15 protein-coding genes are annotated in these 20,198 nt (G+C 66.6%); 6 read left to right on the forward strand and 9 right to left on the reverse strand.

Annotation, left to right across the window (positions count from 1 at the left end; genetic code table 11):
- Nucleotide 1: 1 nt before the first annotated feature.
- Entirely contained in the window at nucleotides 2-805 is an 804-nt protein-coding gene (locus AC1MGT_RS02215) for an ABC transporter substrate-binding protein (protein WP_499502821.1), read from the forward strand.
- A gap of 66 nt (nucleotides 806-871) precedes the next feature.
- On the opposite strand, the gene AC1MGT_RS02220 is transcribed toward AC1MGT_RS02215, so the two are convergent.
- Nucleotides 872-1,213 carry a hypothetical protein gene (locus AC1MGT_RS02220; RefSeq protein WP_499502822.1) on the reverse strand — a complete coding sequence of 114 codons (342 nt, stop codon included), beginning with the start codon at nucleotides 1,211-1,213 and terminating at the stop codon, nucleotides 872-874.
- Between the two features lie 527 nt (nucleotides 1,214-1,740).
- Between AC1MGT_RS02220 and AC1MGT_RS02225 the strand changes: the two genes are divergently transcribed.
- Nucleotides 1,741-3,153, forward strand: coding sequence for an SRPBCC family protein (locus AC1MGT_RS02225; RefSeq protein WP_499502823.1), 1,413 nt, complete (start codon nucleotides 1,741-1,743; stop codon nucleotides 3,151-3,153).
- Nucleotides 3,154-3,255: 102 nt separating this feature from the next.
- On the opposite strand, the gene AC1MGT_RS02230 is transcribed toward AC1MGT_RS02225, so the two are convergent.
- From AC1MGT_RS02230 to AC1MGT_RS02245, 4 genes are read right to left on the reverse strand one after another with little or no spacing between them, the layout of a single operon-like run.
- A complete protein-coding gene (locus tag AC1MGT_RS02230) occupies nucleotides 3,256-3,648 on the reverse strand; it encodes a RidA family protein (RefSeq protein WP_258834625.1) in 393 nt (130 codons plus the stop codon).
- Between the two features lie 21 nt (nucleotides 3,649-3,669).
- Nucleotides 3,670-4,836 (reverse strand): acyl-CoA dehydrogenase family protein, encoded by a 1,167-nt coding sequence (locus AC1MGT_RS02235; RefSeq protein WP_499502824.1) that lies wholly within the window; start codon nucleotides 4,834-4,836, stop codon nucleotides 3,670-3,672.
- Nucleotides 4,836-5,675: an enoyl-CoA hydratase family protein gene (locus AC1MGT_RS02240; RefSeq protein ID WP_499502825.1), complete on the reverse strand. Its 840-nt coding sequence runs from the start codon at nucleotides 5,673-5,675 to the stop codon at nucleotides 4,836-4,838. Before AC1MGT_RS02240 ends, AC1MGT_RS02235 begins: the two co-directional genes overlap by 1 nt.
- 39 nt (nucleotides 5,676-5,714) lie before the next feature.
- Entirely contained in the window at nucleotides 5,715-8,045 is a 2,331-nt protein-coding gene (locus tag AC1MGT_RS02245) for a bifunctional salicylyl-CoA 5-hydroxylase/oxidoreductase (protein ID WP_499502826.1), read from the reverse strand.
- 249 nt (nucleotides 8,046-8,294) lie between these two features.
- Here AC1MGT_RS02245 and AC1MGT_RS02250 point away from each other — a divergent pair, with 249 nt between their 5' ends.
- From AC1MGT_RS02250 to AC1MGT_RS02265, 4 genes are all read left to right on the forward strand, one after another.
- Complete coding sequence (locus AC1MGT_RS02250; RefSeq protein WP_499502827.1) at nucleotides 8,295-10,523, forward strand: hybrid sensor histidine kinase/response regulator; 2,229 nt, start codon at nucleotides 8,295-8,297, stop codon at nucleotides 10,521-10,523.
- Nucleotides 10,524-10,689: 166 nt separating this feature from the next.
- On the forward strand, nucleotides 10,690-13,008 hold the full coding sequence (locus AC1MGT_RS02255) for a putative bifunctional diguanylate cyclase/phosphodiesterase (protein ID WP_499502828.1): 2,319 nt from the start codon (nucleotides 10,690-10,692) through the stop codon (nucleotides 13,006-13,008).
- A gap of 63 nt (nucleotides 13,009-13,071) precedes the next feature.
- Complete coding sequence (locus tag AC1MGT_RS02260) at nucleotides 13,072-14,718, forward strand: Na+/H+ antiporter (RefSeq protein WP_332530776.1); 1,647 nt, start codon at nucleotides 13,072-13,074, stop codon at nucleotides 14,716-14,718.
- Nucleotides 14,719-14,834: 116 nt separating this feature from the next.
- Nucleotides 14,835-16,019 (forward strand): DNA topoisomerase IB, encoded by a 1,185-nt coding sequence (locus tag AC1MGT_RS02265; RefSeq protein WP_499502829.1) that lies wholly within the window; start codon nucleotides 14,835-14,837, stop codon nucleotides 16,017-16,019.
- On the opposite strand, the gene AC1MGT_RS02270 is transcribed toward AC1MGT_RS02265, so the two are convergent.
- The 4 genes from AC1MGT_RS02270 to AC1MGT_RS02285 all read right to left on the reverse strand — a co-directional run bounded on the left by AC1MGT_RS02270 (nucleotide 16,000) and on the right by AC1MGT_RS02285 (nucleotide 20,052).
- Nucleotides 16,000-16,422, reverse strand: a complete 423-nt coding sequence (locus AC1MGT_RS02270) for a DUF4019 domain-containing protein (protein WP_499502830.1) — start codon at nucleotides 16,420-16,422, stop codon at nucleotides 16,000-16,002. The genes AC1MGT_RS02265 and AC1MGT_RS02270 overlap by 20 nt on opposite strands.
- 81 nt (nucleotides 16,423-16,503) lie before the next feature.
- Entirely contained in the window at nucleotides 16,504-17,691 is a 1,188-nt protein-coding gene (pncB, locus tag AC1MGT_RS02275; RefSeq protein ID WP_499502831.1) for a nicotinate phosphoribosyltransferase, read from the reverse strand.
- Nucleotides 17,692-17,749: 58 nt separating this feature from the next.
- Nucleotides 17,750-18,286: an SET domain-containing protein gene (locus AC1MGT_RS02280; RefSeq protein ID WP_499502832.1), complete on the reverse strand. Its 537-nt coding sequence runs from the start codon at nucleotides 18,284-18,286 to the stop codon at nucleotides 17,750-17,752.
- A gap of 74 nt (nucleotides 18,287-18,360) precedes the next feature.
- The gene (locus AC1MGT_RS02285) at nucleotides 18,361-20,052 is read right to left on the reverse strand and encodes an AMP-binding protein (protein ID WP_499502833.1); all 1,692 of its coding nucleotides are present in this window, start codon (nucleotides 20,050-20,052) and stop codon (nucleotides 18,361-18,363) included.
- Between the last annotated feature and the right edge of the window lie 146 nt (nucleotides 20,053-20,198).

Below are 20,198 nucleotides of genomic sequence, written 5' to 3' on the forward strand. Positions count from 1 at the left end.
CATGAAACGCCGCGTCGTCCTTGCCCTCGTGCTCATCCCCACCCTCGCCAGCTCCGCTGCCATGGCGCAGGACGTGATTCGCCTGTCGACCACCACCAGCACCGAAAACTCGGGCCTGCTCAAGCAGGTGCTGCCGGCCTTCGAGGCCGCCACCGGCGCCCGCGTGCAGGTCATCGCAGTCGGCACCGGCAAGGCCCTCGAACTGGCCAAGAACGGCGACGTTGACGTGGCACTGGTCCACGCCCGCACGCTGGAAGACAAGTTTGTCGCCGAAGGCTGGGGCGTGGACCGGCGCGACGTCATGTACAACGACTTCATCGTGGTGGGGCCGGAGGCCGATCCGGCGCGCATCAAGGGCTCGAAGGACGTGATCGACGCCTTCAGGCGCATCACTGCCGCCAACGTGCGCTTCATCTCGCGCGGCGACAACTCGGGGACCGACGTGATGGAGAAAGCCTACTGGCAGCAGGCAGGGACCAAACCACAGGGAAGCAACTATGTATCGGCCGGGCTGGGCATGGGCGAAGTGCTCAATATGGCCGCCGAGATGCGGGCCTACACGCTGACCGACCGCGCCACCTACGGCGCGTACAAGGCCAGGACGGGGCTGGCGATCGTGGTCGAAGGCGACAAGCGGATGTACAACCCGTACGGGATCATCGCGGTCAACCCTGCGAAGCACCCGGGCGTGAACTACAAGGGCGCGCAGCAGCTGATCGAATGGATCACGTCGCCGCAAGGGCAGCGTCAGATCACGGGGTTCAAGCCAGCGGGCGAGCAGTTGTTCTTTCCGCCAGCGCGCTGACAGCGGTATCGCCAGTGCCGCATGAAAGCTATCGCGCCCACATGCGGCAAACTGGCGTTACCGGTGTTAAAACGTGCTGCCGGCCGCGCCATGGGCCGGATCGACGTCGATCCCGCCATGGTATTCCAGAATGGCGGCAGCCCGCTCGAGCTGGAAGGCTTCTGCAACGGTGACCGTCATCATGCACAGATCGCCGCGAACGGCAGGCTTGAAGACATCCTCGTAATCGGTGCCGCCTTTGACAGCGGGCGAGTCGCCTACATAGAAATTGCTTTCGGCAGGACCGGCCTCGTCGGTGGTGACATTGACATTGATGCCGTCGCCGTCGAAGCCCTCGGCCAGCAAGCCATTGCGGGCTGCCTCGGCCGCTTCGAAGTTGGGCAACATGCGAACGATATGGTGATTCATGTTATCTCCTTGTTTCATTAGCAACCACCGTATCAGAATCCTGTGGCACGCGGCGCAGGCCACCCGAAGTCCGTGAACGTACTCATCGCTAAGGCTGGATCCAAGTCAATTGCCATGCGGCAAACGAACGCCGGGAACGCGAAACCGTGGTGTATGCTGAATGCAATGCACGCAGATACCTGCGCGGCTTCACCAAACCAACGGCGTCACGAACGGCGTGGTATCGGTGATGCTCGAGAACGGCGTACTGCTAATGATCCTGCAAAAAGCGGGGTGACAAAGCACGTCGTCTGACCATCTACTGCGCATCGGGTTCTGCCCGAATCGCGTGATGGTTCGCCGGAACGCACTGCAACGCATGACTGCGAAGCGGTGCGTTTTTTTATGCGTGCAAGTGACGCTGCACAGCGACGCTGCAAAGCACGATGAATCGTCAGTAACAGACCAGTGACGGACCGGATATGCCGTGGCACCGCCAGGCGACAAGGTCCAACACGACACAGTACAACTAACCGAGAGGAGTCGACATGAACGAATCGAACGATCAGGGAAACAACGCAGGTAAATGGATTGGCGCCGCAGTGGCTGGCGCCCTGCTGATGTATGCCTTTGACCCCGACCGCGGCCCGAAACGCCGTGCACGCGCCAAGGGCGCACTGCGCGACGCGCGTCACCGCGGCGCCGACAAACTCGAACACGCGCTGCATACTGCCGGCGAGCGCTTCGACTCGGCGCGCGAGCGTGCCGAATCGGTGTACCTGCGCGCCGGCGCGCGCCTGGCCGGCGCCGCCCACGCTGCCGGTGACCGCCTGGCCGAGGCATCGCACGAAACGCGCGACCGCCTCGAACGCGCACGCGGCCGCCTGGCCGAAGCATCGTACGATGCGCGCGACCGCGCCTCGCACGCTGCTGACTACGCCCGTGACCGCGTATCGCATGCTGCCGACACCGCACGTGACCGCGTGTCGCACGCTGCCGACACGGCCCGCAGCACCGCCGCCCGCGCCGCCGACGATGCACGTGACTACGCGGACGACGTCCGCTCGCGCGCGCACCACGTCGCCAACGACGCACGCGACCGCGCCAACTACGCTGCCGACAAGGCGCGCAGCAGCGCCAGTGACGCTGCCGACAAGGCTCGCAGCAACGCTGATGACGCTGCCGACCGCGCACGCGAACGCGCCGATATCGCCCGTGAAAACCTCGCACATGCCGCGCACAGCGCTGGCAACGGCGCCCGTGCCCACGCCAACGACGTGGGTAACCAGGTACGCGAATGGACCGATCACCTGACGCAGGCCTTCGGCTCGCGTGGCCCGACGCTGACCAACTCGGCGCTGCTGGGCACCAGTGCGCTGAGCATCGTCGGCCTGGCGCGCCGTTCGCCGGCCGTCGCCCTGCTGGGCCTGGGCGCGCTGGCAGTGCTGCTGCGCAGTGACCGTGGCCGCAACCTGGTCGACTCGCTGCGTCACCGCGGCGAAGCAAGCCGGGTCGAAGTCGAGAACAGCGTCTTCATCGATGCCTCGCCACGTGAAGTGTTCGATGCGTGGGCCGACGTGGAAAACTTCCCGCGCTTCATGTCGCACGTGACCGAAGTGCGTGACCTTGGCCACCGCCGTTCGCACTGGGTCGTGCGCGGCCCGGCCGGCATGGAATACGCATGGAACGCGGTCATGACCGAGCAGTCGCGTCCGGATCGCCTGTCGTGGCGCAGCGAGCCGGGCTCGGAAATCGAACAGGACGGCAGCGTCACGTTCGAGTCCGTCAATGGCGGCACGCGTGCAACGGTGCGCATCAGCTATGCGCCACCAGCGGGCGTGCTGGGCCACGGCGTGGCGCGCATGCTGGGCGTCGATCCACAGCGTCAGATGGATGACGACCTGGCGGAGATGAAAGCGTTCATTGAACGCGGTGGTGCGCGTGGCGCCGGCCGCCGTTAACCCGACCCGGCCCCCGCATCGCCGCGCCGAGCGGTAAATGGCACGGCGGTGCAAGACCATGAATGGCCCCCAAGCGGGGCCATTCGTTCGTCCGGGCGGCCCTCAATCCGGAATGATGGCCGTGACCTCGATCTCCACCCGCGCGCGGTCTTCCATCAGGCCTGCCACCTGCACGGCCGTCATCGCCGGATAATGGCGCCCGATGACGTCGCGGTAGGCTGCGCCCAGCGCCGGCCCGGCATCGAGATATTCGCGCTTGTCGAGCACATACCAGGTCATGCGCACGATGTGTTCCGGGCCGGCGCCGGCTTCGCGCAGCACGGCCACGATATTGGCCAGCGCCTGGCGCGACTGCCCGACGAAATCATCCGTCTCGAACCGGCCTGCCGGCGTCCAGCCGACCATCCCGCTGACATGCACCTGCCGGCCGCGCGCGACAACGCCGTTGGCGTAGCCTTTCGGGCGCGGCCAGCCGGGCGGTTGCAAGAATTCCATCAAATCTCCGGGCATGTGGCCTCAGTGTTGCGACGCGAGCAGTTCGCGCGCGATGATCAGGAGCTGCACTTCGCTGGCTCCTTCGTAGATGCGCAGCGCGCGGATCTCGCGGTACAGGCCTTCGACGACCTGGCCCTGTTGCACGCCCTGCCCGCCAAACAGCTGCACGGCGCCGTCGATCACGCGCTGCGCCGATTCGGTTGCGGCCAGCTTGGCCATCGCCGATTCTTTTGTGACGCGCTTGCCGCTGTCGCGCAGCCACGCCGCGCGGTAGGTCAGCAGCGCGACGGCGTCGATCTCGAGCGCCATCTGCGCGAGCCGGGCCTGCGTGAGCTGGAAGTCGGCCAGCAGCTTGCCGAACATGGGGCGCGCCTGCGCATGCGCCAGTGCTTCGGCCATGGCGCGCCGCGCGAAGCCCAATGCCGCAGCCGCCACCGACGTGCGAAATACATCGAGGGTGGCCATCGCCACCTTGAAGCCGTCGCCCTCGCCGCTGATCAGGCAGGCAGCCGGCACCCGGCAACCGTTAAAGCGCAGGCGCGCCAGCGGATGCGGCGCGATCACGTCGATGCGCTCGGCGACCTCGAGGCTAGGCGTGGCCGCATCGACGATGAAGGCCGAAATGCCACGTGCGCTGCGCTCGGTCGCTTCGCCCGTGCGCGCGAATACGACGTAGAAGTCGGCGATGCCGCCATTCGAGATCCAGGTTTTTTCGCCATCGAGCACCCAGACATCGCCGTCGCGGTGCGCCGCGCACTGCAGCGCCGCAACGTCGGACCCCGCAGCAGGCTCGGACAGCGCAAAGGCGGCAATTGCGTTCCCCTTGGCCACGCGCGGCAGCCAGGTGCTGCGCTGCGCAGCGCTGCCGAACAGCGAGATCGCGCCACTGCCCAGGCCCTGCATCGCGAACGCAAAATCGGCCAGACCGGCATGGCGCGCCAGCGTTTCGCGAATCAGGCAAATGGCGCGGGTGTCGATGGTGGCGTGCGCGCCGCCATACTCGACGCCGGCCACGGCGTGGCGCAGCCAGCCGCCCTGCCCCAGCCTCGTGACCAGTGCGCGGCAGACGGCGTCGACATCGGCCCCGTGCGCATCGGCCAGGTTCGCCGCAGCCCAGACGTCGAGTTCACGCGCCAGGACGCCGTGGTGCGCATCGAAAAACGGCCAGTCGAGGACATCGTGTTCCATCAATTGCCTTCGAACTGCGGCCGCTGTTTGCTCACGAACGCCTGGTAGGCGCGCTGGAAATCCTGCGTCATCATGCAGATGGCCTGCGCCTGCGCCTCGGCCTCGATGGCTTCGTCCACGCCCATATTCCACTCCTGCTGCAGCATCTTCTTGGTCATGCCGTGCGCGAACGTGGGGCCGGCCGCCAGCTGCGCAGCAAACCCCTGCGCCTCGGCGAGTACGTCGCCCGGTGCGCACAAGCGATTGAAGAAGCCCCAGCGCTCGCCCTCTTCGCCATCCATCGAGCGGCCGGTGTACAGCAGTTCGGCCGCGCGGCCCTGGCCGATCACGCGCGGCAGCAAGGCGCAGGCGCCCATGTCGCAGCCGGCCAGGCCGACGCGCGTGAACAGGAAGGCGGTGCGGCTGCGCGCCGTGGCGTAGCGGATGTCCGAAGCCAGCGCCAGGATCGCACCGGCACCGGCGCACACACCATCCACTGCCGCGACGATCGGCTGCGGACAGGCGCGCATCGCTTTCACGAGGTCGCCCGTCATACGGGTGAAGGCCAGCAGGCCCGGCATGTCCAGTTGCGTCAGCGGTCCGATGATCTCGTGCACATCGCCGCCCGAACAGAAGTTTTCGCCCGCGCCGGTAAGCACGACCGCCTTGACATCGTCGGCGTATGCCAGCGCGCGAAACAGGTCACGCAACTCGGCGTAGGCGGCGAACGTGAGCGGATTCTTGCGCTCGGGCCGGTCGAGCGTCACGGTTGCTACCCGCGTCGCCGGGTCAAGCGCCAAGCCGACGTGCTGCGCCACGTAGCCGGTCAGGCCGGTTCGATTGCCCGCTAGATCATGCATGCCTGCTCCTGATGACGCGTTGAAAAATGGACGAACCGGTCACGTTTTTGGCCGCCCGCGCGCCAGATTGCGCTCGAGCTGCTGCTTGCCGGGGACGTACTGGCGCGGCCACGCGGCGCCAGTGTAGCCGATGCGCGCTGCCTCGTTCAGCGTCCACGCGGGATTGGCCAGGTGCGGGCGCCCCACCGCGCACAGATCGGCGCGGCCGGCGGCGATGATGCTGTTGACGTGGTCGGCCTCGCTGATGCCACCGACGGCGATCGTCGCGATGCCGGCCTCGTTGCGGATGCGGTCCGAAAACGGCGTCTGGTACATGCGGCCATACACGGGTTGCTCGGCCTTGCTCACTTGCCCGGACGAGCAGTCGATCATGTCGGCGCCGGCTGCGCGAAACAGGCGAGCGATCTCGACGGCGTCTATCGGGGTAATCCCGCCATCGACCCAGTCATGGCTCGAGATGCGCACGCTGATCGGCAGGTGCGCGGGCCAGGCTGCGCGCGCGGCGGCAAACACGCGCAGCGGAAAGCGGCAGCGGTTTTCAAGACTGCCACCGTAGACATCGCCCCGCCGGTTGGTCAGCGGCGAGATGAAACTCGAGAGCAAATACCCGTGCGCGCAATGCAGTTCGAGCCAGTCGAAGCCCGCCTCGCCCGCAGCCAGCGTGGCGCGCACGAAATCGGCTTCGATCTGCGCCATGTCGGCCTCACTCGCCTGGCGCGCCATCTGCGACACGCCGGCCAGGTATTGCTGGGGCGACGCCGCCACGAGCGGCCAGTTGCCCTGCGCGAGCGGCTGGTCGATCCCTTCCCACATCGGCCGGGTCGAGCCCTTGGCGCCAGCGTGCCCCAGCTGGATGCCGATTTTCGCGTCGCTTGCCGCATGCACGAAGTCGACGATGCGGGCCCAGGCCTGCGTGTGTTCGGGCAGGTACAGCCCGGGGCAGCGCGGCGTGATGCGCGCGTCGGCCGACACACAGGTCATTTCGGCGATCACCAGGCCGGCCCCGCCCAGCGCGCGTGCGCCGAGATGGGCCAGGTGATAGTCGCCCGCCACGCCATCGACGCAGGCGTACTGCGCCATCGGCGAGACAACCACGCGGTTCCTGAGCAGCACGTCGCGCACTCTGAAGGGCGTAAACATCGGCGGCGTGGACGCCGCTGGCGCGGCCACGCCGGCCTGCGCTGCCGCCTGCACGGCAAAGCGGCGCTCGAAGCCTTCTATATAGGCGGGGTCGCGCAGGCGCAGGTTTTCGTGCGACAGGCGCTGGCTGCGCGTGAGCAGCGAGTAGGCGAAAGCGTCAGGCGGCATGGCACTGTAGCGCGCCACATTCTCGAACCACTCGGTCGAATTGCGCGCCGCGCTTTGCAGCTTGCTCACGTCGATCACGCGCGCAGCCTGGTAGCGTGCCAGCGCGGCATCGAGGTCGCCATCCGTTTCAACAGGCAGCTCGCTGGCCAGCGCGATGGCGTCTTCCAGCGCCAGCTTGGTGCCCGAGCCGATGGAGAAATGCGCCGTGTGCGCGGCGTCGCCCAGCAGCACCAGCGGCACGCGCCGGCCGTCGACGTCAAGCGCACCCACCCACTCGCGGCAGATCAAACGCGCAAAGCGGTGCCACATGGCACCGCCGCCACGGGTAGCCTGGGTCAGGAGCGGCACGCCGCCAAGAACACGGGCGAACAGGCGCTCGCAAAACGCCAGCGTGCTCGCTGCGTCCATCTCGGCCAGGCCGCTGGCGTGCCAGGTCGACTCCAGCGTCTCGACGATGAAGGTCGCGTTCTGGTCATCGTATTGGTACGCGTGGGCCTGGAACCAGCCATGCTCGGTCGCTTCAAAAGCGAACGTGAACGCGGCGAAGCGGCGCCGGGTGCCAAGCCAGACGTAGCGGCATCGCCCCTCTTTTAGATCGGGCTGGAATACGGCGGCATGGCGCGTACGGATTGCGCTGTGCACGCCGTCCGCAGCCACCACCAGGTCGGCGCCATGGCGGCGCGCCAGCGACACCTCGTCCGTCACGTCGGTGTCAAACACGAGCGCCACGCCCGCTTCTTCGCAGCGCGCCTGCAGGATGCCGAGCAGGCGCTTGCGCGCGATGCCGCAAAAACCATGGCCATGCGAAGTGACGGTGGCGCCGCCGATCTGCACGTCGATTGCATCCCAGCGGTTGAACGCGCCCTCGATGGCGTGCGCGCTGGGCGCGTCGGCCAGCGCAAGATTGCCCAGCGTCTGGTCCGAAAACACGACGCCCCAGCCGAACGTGTCGCCGGCCCGGTGGCGCTCGACGACCGTGATGTTGCGGCGCGGGTCGCGCAGTTTCATGAGCAGGCCGGCGTACAGACCGGCCGGCCCGCCACCGATGCAGACGATGTTCATGGTCTCTCCTGATACTGGCATGGGCCTATCTTACCTGCGCCGATGCTTGACATGGCAACGAGGCGTCGCGCGCACGCGACTGATTCGCTGTGGATAAGCCAATTTTTAGTACAATCAGGAAACGTTACGCCTGTATTCCCGCCATTTTTGGCGGGTCCTATCGATCAATCGTTCGCCACACATGTTCCACATCGCCCGCACATTCGCGCTGTCCATCGTCACCACCACGCCGCATCCGGCGCCGCAGCGATGAACAAGTCACCCGGACGTTTTCGCCTGAACAGCCTGCGCAGCAGGCTGATGCTGCTGGTGCTGCTGGCCATCACGCCGATCGCCATCGTCACCGTGCTGGGGGGCCTGCGCGAACGCGAAGCCGCAATCCGCGCGACCGAAGACAACCTCAAACGCCTGACGGCGCTGGCCGCCGCGAATGAGGCGCAGTCGATCGACCGCGCGCGCCAGATCCTGGTCGACCTGGCCAGCGTGCCGGACCTGATGGGCGACACGGCTGGCTGCAATGCACTGCTGGCCAATGTCCTCGACCGCAATGAACTGTATGTCAACTTTGGCCTCATCCAGCTCAATGGCGACGTCAGTTGCAGCGCGGTGCCGATGGTGCACGCGGTGAACCTGGGCGACCGCAGCCACTTCAAGCGCGCCGTGGCCGAACGCCGCTTCATCGCCGGCGACTATGTGTTCGGGCGCGTGATCCGCCGCCACACGATCAACCTGACCTATCCCGTCACCGACCGCGACGGCAAGGTGGTGGCGGTGGTGTTTGCCGCAATGGACCTGGCGGGCCTGGACACCTTCGTCAACGACATCAGCCTGCCGGCCGGTTCGATCCTCGAGACGGCCGATGCCACCGGCAAGCTGATTTCACGCCGGCCCGACCCCGAGCAATGGTTCGGCAAGCATGTTCCGGCACCGCTGTTTGCGGCGATGCGCGGCCCGCATGACAGCGCCCGCGTGATCCAGGGCGAGGATGGCGTCGAGCGCCTGCACGCATTCGCGCGCGTCGGGCCACCAACGCTGTCCGATTACACAGTGACGATCGGCGTGCCGACCGAAACCATCACGCGCGTGGCGCGTGAAGCGCAGCTGATGTCGCTGCTCGGCCTGGGCCTGACGACGATTCTGGCCTTGCTGGCCGCTTGGCTGGCGGGCGACAAGCTGATTGTCCGGCGCGTGCGCAAGCTGATGACGGTGGCGCGCCGGATCGCCGCCGGCGAACTCGATGCCCGCACCGGCATCGGGTCGAACAGCGAGGAAATCGGCCGGCTGGCCGCGGCCCTGGACGAGATGGCCGAGCACCTGCAGCAAAAAGAAGCCCAGCGCAGCCTGGCCGAGCGCGAACTGCGCGCGGCCGACCAGCGCAAGGACGAATTTCTGGCGATGCTGGCGCACGAACTGCGCAACCCGCTGGCGCCGATCAGCACCGGCGCCCACCTGCTCAAGCTGCTGCATTCGGATAATGCGCAGATCACGCAAACCTGCGCCATCATCGCGCGCCAGGTCGAGCACATGACGAGCCTGGTCGACGACCTGCTGGACGTCTCGCGCGTGACGCGCGGGCTGGTGACGCTGTCGACCCAGATCCTCGACCTGCGCAAGGTGGTCGACGATGCGGCCGAGCAGATTCGCCCGCTGATGCTGGCGCGGCGCCACAAGGTGGTACTCGACATGCCGCCGGAACCGGCAAGCGTCAAGGGTGACCACAAGCGCCTGGTGCAGGTCGTGGCCAACCTGCTGGGCAATGCAACCAAGTACACGCCCGAGGGCGGCCACATCACCCTGCAGCTGGCGCAGCAGGGCGAGACGTGGGTCATCGACGTGACGGATGACGGCATCGGCATGGATGCACGCCTGGTCGAGCGCGTGTTCGATCTGTTCACCCAGGCCGAACGCACCCCGGACCGGTCACAGGGTGGCCTGGGCCTGGGCCTGGCGCTGGCCCGCAGCCTCGTCGAACTGCATGGCGGCAGTGTCGGCGCGATAAGTGCCGGCCCGGGCCTGGGCAGCACGTTCACGGTGCGCCTGCCGTGCTATGCGCAAGCAATCCCGGCGGGGCCGGTCGCGGCGCCGCTGGCCAGCAGCGCCAGCGCCGTCGGCGCCCTGCGCATCCTCGTGGTGGACGACAATCTCGACGCCGCCCAGACACTGAGCCTGTTCTTGCGCGCGAGCGGCCATACCGTGGAAGTGGTCTATTGTGCGCTCGACGCGCTCGATGTCGCTGCCGTGTTCAATCCGCAGGTGTGCCTGCTTGACATCGGACTGCCCGACATCGACGGCAACGAACTGGCGCGGCGCCTGCGCGCGTTGCCCGGAATGGAGGGCGCCATGCTCATTGCGGCGACCGGCTATGGACGTCAGCAAGACCGCGAACAGGCCCGCCAGGCGGGGTTCGACCACTATCTGGTCAAGCCGCTCAACACGCTGCAACTAGGCGATCTTCTGGCGCAGGCGAGCCCTTACTGAGGCGGGCTCCGTGACTGAACCGCCCTTTCGGGCGGGGTCGTTTCATCGGCACAACAGAGCCGAAAATATTGCGTGACAGGTATCATTACACCTGCATAGAATTTGCTGGAATAAAATTTATTATGCTCCGGAGAAATTCCGTGCGGCGTGCCGAACAGGATGCTTCATGCCAATTCCTCCAGATGACATCGCGCAGTGGCGCATCAAGGTCTTTACCACCATCCTGCCGATCGTCGTGGCGCTGGGATTCGTTGCCGCCCTGCCCAGCATCCCGCTTCTGATCAGCAAAGGCAAATGGCCGGTCATCGTCATGGACATGGTGGCAATGGCATGGCTGCTGGCCATCTGGCGCTTCGACCGCATCTCGCACACGGTACGCGTTCTCAATTTCATTGCCATGCTGTTCCTGGTGTCCGTCGGCCTGCTGTTTGCGGTGGGTCCGGTTGGCCTGGTCTATATGACGGCGCTGCCCGCGCTGGCCGTCCTCCTGCTTGGCATGCGTCAGGCGCTCATCGGCCTGGCCCTTGGCGCTGCCTGCGTGCTGCTGCTGGGGCTGAACGGCCAGGTGCATCTGTATGTCCCTGGCCTGGAACAGAACGGCCTGGCATCGGCGGTCGTCGTCGTCATCAACTTCTGCTGCGTCGGCGCGTTGATCACGATTACCAGCGGCACCCTGCTCAAGGGGCTGGACCGGTCACTCCTCGAAGCGCGCACGGCCGCTGCCGGGCTCGAAGCGGGCCAGCTACGCCTGCACGCCGTCAACGACGAGCTGCGCCTGACGTCGGCAGCGGTCGCGCGCCTGAACGACATGGTCATGATCGCGCGCATGGTCGACGTACCCGGCGCCGAGCAGCCGATCATTTTTGCCAACGACGCCCTGCTGCGCCACACCGGCTACACCCGCGAAGAAATCATCGGGCGCAGCGTGCGCATGCTCGAAGGACCGGACACTGACCAGGAGACGGTCCGGCGTGTCATCACGGCCGTGATGCACAAGGAAGCCGCCAGTGCCGAAATGGTCCTGTACACGAAACACGGCACGCCGTATTGGGTAGAGGCCGAGATGGTGCCGTTCTCCGGCGACAGCGGCGCGATCACGCACTGGCTGATTGTCAGCCGCGATGTGACGGAGCGGCGCAACGCCGCCGATGCGATCCACCGGCTGGCCTTCTATGACGTGCTGACCGGCCTGCCGAACCGGCGCCTGCTGATGGAGCGGCTCGATGTGGCGGTAGCCGGCGCCCGCGCGGGCGGGTCGATGGCTGCCGTGCTGTACGTCGACATCGACAACTTCAAGACCGTCAACGACGCGCGCGGCCATGCCATCGGCGACCAGCTGCTCAAGAACGTGGCCGATCGCCTGGTGGCGATGACGGGCAACGACGGCTGCGTGGCGCGCCTGGGCGGGGATGAATTCGTCGTTCTGCTCGACGCGCTGGGCCAGCATGCGGGCCGGGCCACCGACCGCGCGCTGGCCGTGGCCGAGCGGATCCGGGCTGCGCTGGCCGACAAGATCGTCATCGACACCCAGCGTTACTACGCCACCAGCAGCATCGGCGTCGCGCTCACCGCATCCGCCAACGCGCAGCAGACCGTGCACGACCTGCTGCGCGAAGCCGACACCGCGATGTACCACGCCAAGTCGCGCGGCCGTAATGGCGTGGCGCTGTTCGAACCGGGCATGCTGTCCGACGCCGAAGGCCGCCTGACGCTCGAGCGCGACCTGGGCCAGGCGCTCGAGAACGGCGAGCTGTCGTTGCACCTGCAGCTGCAGGTCGACGGCGCATGCGTGCCGAGCGGCGCCGAACTGCTGATGCGCTGGCGCCGCAAGGACGGCAGCAGCGTGCCGCCAGATGTCTTTATTCCGGTGGCCGAATCCAGTGGCCTGATCGTGGCGCTGGGCGACTGGGTGCTGCGCGAAGCGTGCCTGGCCTGGCACGTGCTGGACCGCGCCGGCCACCGCTTCCCGCTGTCGGTCAACGTCAGCCCGATGCAGTTCCGCCAGCACGACTTCGTCACGCGGGTCGAGGCGATCCTGCACGAGACGGGCGTGCCGCCCGGCCAGCTGATCTTCGAGATCACCGAAGGCTTGCTGGTCGATCGCCTCGACCAGACCATCGAGCGGATGCACGCGCTGGCCGCACTCGGGATCCGCATCTCGATCGACGATTTCGGCACCGGCTATTCGAGCCTGTCGTATCTGACCCGGATGCCGCTGTATGAACTGAAGATCGACAAGAGCTTCATCCGCGACACCCCGCACGACAAGAACGGCACCGCCATCGTGCAATCGATCCTGGCGATGGCCGGCCACCTGGGCCTGCGCGTCGTGGCCGAAGGCGTCGAGACGTCGGCCCAGGCCGAGTACCTGGCCGCGCACGGCAACGCCTGCATGCAGGGCTACCTGTTCCACCGGCCCATGCCGCTCGACGCGTTGTTGGCCGAACTGCAGGCTGCGCCCCAGGCCAGTTTGTCCGCCGCCTGATCAACAGCGTCGCCACGGGCGGCGCCAATCCCTTATCATCCTGTCTTGAACAGGGAGATGTTGATGGATGAAGTGGGAATCGTGCTGGCCATGCTGCTGGCGGTGGTGGCCAGCGGCTACCTGGTGCGCATGCTGCCGTTCGCGGTGCCGCTGCCGCTGATGCAGATCGCGCTCGGCGCGGCCATTGCCGGCAGCACTGGCCACGGCGTGCGGCTCGAACCGCACATCTTCTTCCTCGTGTTCCTGCCGCCGCTGCTATTTCTCGACGGCTGGCGCATCCCCAAGATCGGGCTGTTCCGCGACCGCTCCACGATTCTCGAACTGGCCCTGGGCCTGGTGCTGTTTACGGTGCTGGGCGCGGGCTTTTTGATCCACTGGCTGATTCCGTCGCTGCCGCTGGCCGTATGCTTCGCGCTGGCCGCCATTCTGGCCCCCACCGATCCGGTCGCGGTGTCATCGATCGCCGCGCGCGTGCCGATCCCGCCGCGCCTGATGCACATCCTCGAGGGCGAATCGCTGCTGAACGACGCCAGTGGCCTGGTGTGCTTCCGCTTCGCCGTGGCCGCCGCTCTCACCGGCACCTTTTCGCTGGGAGAGGCCACGCTCACCTTCCTGTGGGTCGCGCTGGCGGGCGTGGCCATCGGCGTGGGTATCACGGTGGGCGTGAGCTGGGCCCAGCGCCAGCTGGCCGCGCGCATCGGCGAAGAAAGCGGCTCGCCGATCCTCATCAACCTGCTGCTGCCGTTCGGCGCCTATCTGGCAGCCGAGCATCTGGGCGCCTCGGGCATCCTGGCAGCAGTCGCGGCGGGCGTGACGATGAGCTACGTTGAATTGAGCGGGCGCGCGGCCGCCACGACGCGCGTGCGGCGCGCGGTGGTGTGGGACACGGTGCAGTTCGCGCTCAACGGCATCATGTTCGTGCTGCTGGGCGAGCAGCTCCCCAATATTCTCGAAGCAGCGCTGGTCGCACCCGAGCTGCCGCGCGCAAACGATGTCTGGTGGCTGGCCACCAACGCGCTGGCCATCAGCTTCGGCCTGATCCTGCTGCGCTTTGTCTGGGTCTGGGTTTCGCTGCGCCTGACGCTGCTCAACGCCCGGCGCCAGAAGCTGCCGGAGTACCGCCCCAACCCGCGCCTGATCCTGGCCACGTCGCTGGCCGGCGTGCGCGGCGCGATCACGCTGGCCGGCGTGCTCACGCTGCCGCTGGCGATGCCGGGCGGTGCGCCGTTCCCTGGCCGCGACCTGGTGATTTTTCTGGCCAGCGCCGTGATCGTCGTCTCGCTGGTGCTGGCCAGTGTCGGGCTGCCGCGCGTGCTGCGCGGCCTCGAACTGCCGCACGATTCGGCGCATGAAAGCGAAGAAGCACGTGCGCGCCATGCCGCCGCGCTGGCCGCGCTCGAAGCCATCGCCAATGCACCGCCACCGCCACCCACCTCGGGCTGCGACGCGCAAGGCGCGGTGGAGATGCATGCGAGTGCAGTCGACCAGGTGCGCAGCCTGTACCAGTACCGGCTCGATGGCGGCAACGGCAACGATGTCGATCCGGCGCACGCACGCGCCGCCGAAAGCGCCGAGCGCCACTATCGCCTGGCGGCGCTGGAGCATGAACGGGCCGTCCTGCTGCGCATGGCGCGCAACAACACCTTGTCCGACGAAGTCGCGCGCAAGCTGCTGCGCGAGATCGATCTGGTCGAGGCCCGCTATCGCTGAACCGGGTCTGTATCTGCAGCCCTTCCCGCCTGTCCCGCACTCCGTTATCTTGCGAACAGTGCAGGCCCTGGCCCGGGCGTAGCATCGACGCGATATCCACCATTCGCGAAGCAGCCATGCCCAGTCAGACAACCGACGCCGTCGACGCACTCGACACCAAAGATTCCACCAGCGCCGCGCGTGCGGCTGGCCTGCGCTACGTGCACGATGGGCGCGCCGGCATCCACCGCGAGGCCATCAAGGACGGCTTTCGCTACCTGGACGCGCACGGCGAGCCGGTGAAGGACGAAGCTACGCTGGCGCGCATCAAGGGCCTCGTGATCCCGCCCGCGTGGCAGGACGTCTGGATCTGCGCGCAAGCCAACGGCCACCTGCAGGCAACCGGGCGCGATGCGCGCGGGCGCAAGCAATACCGCTACCATCCAAAGTGGCGCACGGCGCGCGATGAAGTGAAGTACGAACGCATGCTCAAGTTCGGCGACGCGCTGCCGGCGATCCGGCATGAGGTCGACCGCGCCCTCAAGCTGCCCGGCCTGCCACGTGAAAAAGTACTGGCCACGATCGTCTACCTGCTCGAAGCGACGATGATGCGGGTCGGGAACGAGGAATATGCGCGTACCAACAAATCGTTCGGCCTGACGACGCTGCGCAACCGCCACGTCAAAGTCGATGGCAGCGACGTGCAATTCAGCTTCCGCGGCAAGAGCGGCGTGTACCACAAGGTCAAGGTGCACGACCGGCGCCTGGCCGGCATCGTCAAGCGCACGCGCGACCTGCCGGGACAGGAACTGTTCCAGTACATCGACGACGATGGCGAGACGCACAGCGTTGACTCCAGCGACGTCAACGACTACCTGCGCAACATCACGGGCGAAGAGTACACGGCCAAGGATTTCCGCACCTGGTCCGGCACCGTGCTGGCGGCGCTGGCCCTGCAGGAATTCGAAAAATTCGACTCCGAAACGCAGGCGAAGAAGAACATCGTGCGCGCGATCGAGTCGGTGGCCGAAAAGCTCGGCAACACGCCGACGATCTGCCGCAAGTGCTATGTGCACCCGGCCGTGCTGGACGCCTACCTCGAAGGCGCGCCCCTGGACGTGATGCGCGAAAGGACCGAAGAAAAGCTGGCCGAAGACCTGCACGCACTGCAACCCGAAGAAGCAGCGGTACTGGCGATGCTGCAGCAGCGGCTCAGGCACGAAGAAGAAAAGCCACGCAAGAAGGCACCGGCAAAGGAGGCACCTGCAAACAAGGCGGCACCCCCGCAGCGCCGCGCAGCCGCTAGCGGATCACGTACGTGATCGTCTTCCAGTTGCCGTCTGTCTCGCGCATCACGATCACTGTTTCGGTTACGGTCGGCCGATTGGAAAAGCTGGACTGGTATTGCAGCACGACGTAGTCGCCTTCGGGCGCGCCCGGCAGCGTGCGCGTGGCTCGCGCGTCGGCCAGGGTCCGCCTGGTCAGCGCGCCGTATGGCGTGCGCGCCTGCTCGAGCGCGGCCGTCCATTCCCTCTGGCTCACTGCCGCCTGGAAGACCGCGCCTGCGGCATGCCACGTGGCCTCGCCCTTGCCCGCATCGGCCAGTGCCAGCCAGCGCCCGGCCGCTTCGGCGCCTGCCGTGGTCTGGTCGGCCTGCTGGGCATGGACGGCCACGGTTGGGGTAGCGAACAACACGGCGATGGCGAATGGGGCGAGCTGCTGCATGGCGGTCTCCTGGGCGATGGCGGGAAACCGAGAGCATAGCGCGCGTGGCGCTGCCATAAACTCACACAATCTTGCGCACGGCTAGACCGGGTGGTTGAACACCTGACGCAGATAGGCGATGTAGGTCACGTCGGTGCACTGCGACTTGCCCGGTTCGTCCGACAGTTTGGCCACCGGCTGGCCGTTGCAGCGCACGAGCTTCATGACGATATTGATCGCCGGGAAAGGCGTGTCGTTGGTCAGCTTGGTGCCGATGCCGAAGCCCGTCATCACGCGGTCGGCGAAATGGCGGTACAGGTCAAGGGCCTTGGGGATGGTCAGCGCGTCCGAGAACACGAGGCGCTTGGTGCGCGCATTGATGCGCAGGCGCGCGTAATGGGCCAGCGCTTTTTCGCCCCACACGACCGGATCGCCCGAGTCGTGACGCAGGCCGTCGAACAGCTTGGCGAAGTACAGGTCGAAGTCGGCCAGGAAGGCGTCCATGCCGACGACGTCGGTGAGCGCCGTACCCAGGTCGCCCCGGTATTCCTGCACCCAGTTCTCGAGCGCGGCGCTCTGGAAATCGACCAGACGCGTGCCGAAGGCCTGGTGCGCCTGCAGGTATTCATGCGCCATCGTGCCGATCGGGACCAGATTGAACTTGTAGGCCAGGTAGACGTTCGACGTGCCCTTGAAGTACACCGGCAGCTCGCGCGCCAGCGTCTGCACCACTTCGTCGTGCCACTCGCCCGAAAAGCGGCGGCGCACGCCGAAGTCGAAGAACTCGAACGGGTTGGCGCGCGGGGCTTCTTCGCCAAAGGCGCGCAGTTCGTCGATCTTCTGGCGCAGGCGCGCACGCGCTACTTCCATGGCCTCGGCCTGGTCGAAGCGGCGGAAATACAGCTCGTTGACGATGTAGAGCACGAAGATTTCATAGCCCATCACGTGCACCAGCGGGCCGCTGGCGCGGATGCGCAGATGCGGGCCGTCGGTCGTGACCTGGATGAACTTGCGCTGGAAGCGAAACAGCGTGAGGAAGTCGGCGAAGTCGCCCTTGATGAAGCGCAGTCCGCGCAGGTAGGCGACTTCGTGCTCGGTAAACATCATCGAGCACAGGTGATCGAGCTCGCGTTCGATGTCTTCCTTGAGCTCCGCCAGCGGATAGGCCGGCTCGTTACGGCAGCGGAATTCATACTCGCCCGTCGCGCCCGGGTGGCTGTGCAGCAAAGCCTGCCACATCGTGAATTTATACAGATCAGTTTCAAGCAGGCTGCGAACTACTGGTTTCATCGTTGCTCCAGGTCGATGATGGGGCGGGCCGGCCTGACCAGGCCAGCCGGGGCTTGGTTCATTTGCCGGCGGCTGGCGTGCGGGTGCGGCGCTTCGGCGCAAGCATCGTGCCCGTGCAGCCGGGCGTACCGCAGCGGCAGGCGAACAGTTTCTTGAGCTTGGGCGTATGGCGCTCTTCGTAGATCAGGGCGTAATTGTAGTTCAGCTCTTCACCGGCGTCGATGTCGTGCATCGCATGGATGTAGACCTTGCCTTCATCCTCGAACGCTTCGCAGTTGGGCGAGCAGGCGTGGTTGATCCAGCGCGCTTCGTTGCCACGCCGGCCGCCGTCGATCACGCGGCCGTCGGCCAGGCTGAAATAGAAGGTGTGGTTGACCGGGCCGCCGGCCTTTTCGGCGCGCTCGGTCGCGAGGTCCCAGCTGATGCGCTCACCGCGGTACTCGATGATGCGCTCGCCCGCGGCGATGGGCTTCCTGGCGAAAACGCCGTTACCGTGGATCGGCGACTGGCGTACTTCGTACGACGGGCCGTTATCTAGCGTGGCCGTGGCGGTGCTGGTGTCAGCCGGCGTGGCTGGGGTTCGCTTGGTGGTCATCGAGGTGGCGCAAGGACGAGAAAAAGAGAGCATCCATTATGGCTGCATTCGTCCAAAACGCCACGCACTTGCCGCTAGACGGGGAAATCCTCCTCGCGGTATTCAGGCGCATCGCCCGCGCCGCCACTCCGCCCTGCTTCTTCGCGCCGCAACTCGACGCGCCGGATCTTGCCCGAGATGGTCTTGGGCAGCTCGCGGAACGTGATGCGCCGGATCCGCTGATACGGCGCCAGGCGCGCGCGGCTGAACGCGAACAGCGCAGCCGCCATTTCGCGGCTCGGTGCAACGCCGGCGCGCAGCGTGACGAAGGCCTTCGGCACCGACAGCCGCAGCGGATCGGGACTCGGTACGATCGCCGCTTCGAGCACGCTCTCGTGTTCGATCAGCACACTTTCGAGCTCGAAGGGGCTGATGCGGTAATCGGCCGACTTGAACACGTCGTCGTTGCGGCCCACATAAAAATAGTAGCCGTCGCTGTCGATCGCCGCCGTGTCGCCCGTGTGATAGTGGCCGGCGCGCATGACATCGCGCGTCTTGTCGGCATCGCCCTCGTACCCCGCCATCAGGCCAACCGGATTGGCTGCCAGCACCACCGCGATCTCGCCTTCGGTGGCCGGTGCGTCGTCGATGTCGAGCAGCGCGATGCGGTACCCCGGCAGCACGCGGCCCATCGAGCCGGGCTTGAGGGGCTGGCCTGGAGAATTGCCGATCTGGCAGGTGGTCTCGGACTGGCCGAAGCCGTCGCGGATGCGGATGCCCCAGGCGCGCTCGACCTGCTCGATGACTTCGGGGTTGAGCGGCTCGCCCGCCCCCACCAGTTCGCGCAGGGCCGGTTTGCAGGCCGCCAGGTCTTCCTTGATCAGCATGCGCCAGACGGTCGGCGGCGCGCACAGCGACGTCACGCGGCAGCGCTCGATCACGTTCAGCACGGCCGCGCCGGCGAAGCGTTCGTAGTTGTAGACGAACACGGTGGCGCCCGCGTTCCAGGGCGCGAAGAAACAGCTCCAGGCATGCTTGGCCCAGCCGGGCGAGCTGATGTTCCAGTGGATGTCGCCCGCCTGCAGGCCGATCCAGTACATCGTCGACAGGTGGCCGACGGGATAGCTCTGGTGCGTGTGCAGTACGAGTTTCGGCCGCGCCGTGGTACCGGACGTGAAGTACAGCAGCAGCGGATCGGTGGCCAGCGTCTCGCCCTCGGGCACGAACACGCTCACCACGGCGTGGCTGGCGGCGTAGTCATGCCAGCCTAAATTGCTGCCTTCGTGCGCGCCGCCCACCGCGATGCGGGTAAAACAGCCTGGCAGCGCGGCGAACTTGTGCGTCTCGGATGCCTGCGTGATCACGTGCTTGATGCCGCCGCGCGCGATCCGGTCGGCCAGGTCGTCGCCGGACAGCAGCATCGTCGTGGGTACCAGCACGGCGCCCAGCTTGATCCCGGCGAGCATGACTTCCCACAGTTCGACGCGGTTCGGCAGCATCAGCAGCACCCGGTCGCCACGGCGCACGCCGCAGTTGCGCAGGTACTCGGCGACCTGACTGGAGCGGGCGGCCATGTCGGCGTACGTGATCTTGTGCTCGGTGCCGTCTTCGTCGACGACCCACAGCGCAATGCCGTGGTTGTCCCGGGCCTGGTGGTCGAAAAAGTCGAGCGCCCAGTTGAAGGTGGACAGCTGCGGGGGCTGGTAGTCGCGGCAGGCGGTCTCGTAGTCGAGCCGGTGCTGCTGGAGGAAATCGCGCGCCTGCACGAAGCGCTGGGTGGGCGTCATGGTGGTCTCCTGATGGGGTTGCAGGGGGCAGGCTACGCCACGGCGCGCCTGCTGTCGTGCTGCCACGCCCATCATGCCACCAAATGCGCGCCGCTTGCCAATTCCCGTTGGTGGCCCGTTTCAAGAGTAGAATTCGGCTCCAACAA

The sequence above is a fragment of the Telluria sp. BA11 genome, assembly GCF_056680305.1.

What these genes read in the sequence shown, in the direction of transcription:
- AC1MGT_RS02270 (WP_499502830.1), bottom strand. Translation starts at nt 16,422, where the DNA reads ATGCAGCAGCTCGCCCCATTCGCCATCGCCGTGTTGTTCGCTACCCCA.
- AC1MGT_RS02220 (WP_499502822.1), bottom strand. Translation starts at nt 1,213, where the DNA reads ATGAATCACCATATCGTTCGCATGTTGCCCAACTTCGAAGCGGCCGAG.
- AC1MGT_RS02235 (WP_499502824.1), bottom strand. Translation starts at nt 4,836, where the DNA reads ATGGAACACGATGTCCTCGACTGGCCGTTTTTCGATGCGCACCACGGC.
- pncB (WP_499502831.1), bottom strand. Translation starts at nt 17,691, where the DNA reads ATGAAACCAGTAGTTCGCAGCCTGCTTGAAACTGATCTGTATAAATTC.
- AC1MGT_RS02215 (WP_499502821.1), top strand. Translation starts at nt 2, where the DNA reads ATGAAACGCCGCGTCGTCCTTGCCCTCGTGCTCATCCCCACCCTCGCC.
- AC1MGT_RS02245 (WP_499502826.1), bottom strand. Translation starts at nt 8,045, where the DNA reads ATGAACATCGTCTGCATCGGTGGCGGGCCGGCCGGTCTGTACGCCGGC.
- AC1MGT_RS02265 (WP_499502829.1), top strand. Translation starts at nt 14,835, where the DNA reads ATGCCCAGTCAGACAACCGACGCCGTCGACGCACTCGACACCAAAGAT.
- AC1MGT_RS02255 (WP_499502828.1), top strand. Translation starts at nt 10,690, where the DNA reads ATGCCAATTCCTCCAGATGACATCGCGCAGTGGCGCATCAAGGTCTTT.
- AC1MGT_RS02240 (WP_499502825.1), bottom strand. Translation starts at nt 5,675, where the DNA reads ATGCATGATCTAGCGGGCAATCGAACCGGCCTGACCGGCTACGTGGCG.
- AC1MGT_RS02250 (WP_499502827.1), top strand. Translation starts at nt 8,295, where the DNA reads ATGAACAAGTCACCCGGACGTTTTCGCCTGAACAGCCTGCGCAGCAGG.
- AC1MGT_RS02230 (WP_258834625.1), bottom strand. Translation starts at nt 3,648, where the DNA reads ATGGAATTCTTGCAACCGCCCGGCTGGCCGCGCCCGAAAGGCTACGCC.
- AC1MGT_RS02260 (WP_332530776.1), top strand. Translation starts at nt 13,072, where the DNA reads ATGGATGAAGTGGGAATCGTGCTGGCCATGCTGCTGGCGGTGGTGGCC.
- AC1MGT_RS02285 (WP_499502833.1), bottom strand. Translation starts at nt 20,052, where the DNA reads ATGACGCCCACCCAGCGCTTCGTGCAGGCGCGCGATTTCCTCCAGCAG.
- AC1MGT_RS02280 (WP_499502832.1), bottom strand. Translation starts at nt 18,286, where the DNA reads ATGACCACCAAGCGAACCCCAGCCACGCCGGCTGACACCAGCACCGCC.
- AC1MGT_RS02225 (WP_499502823.1), top strand. Translation starts at nt 1,741, where the DNA reads ATGAACGAATCGAACGATCAGGGAAACAACGCAGGTAAATGGATTGGC.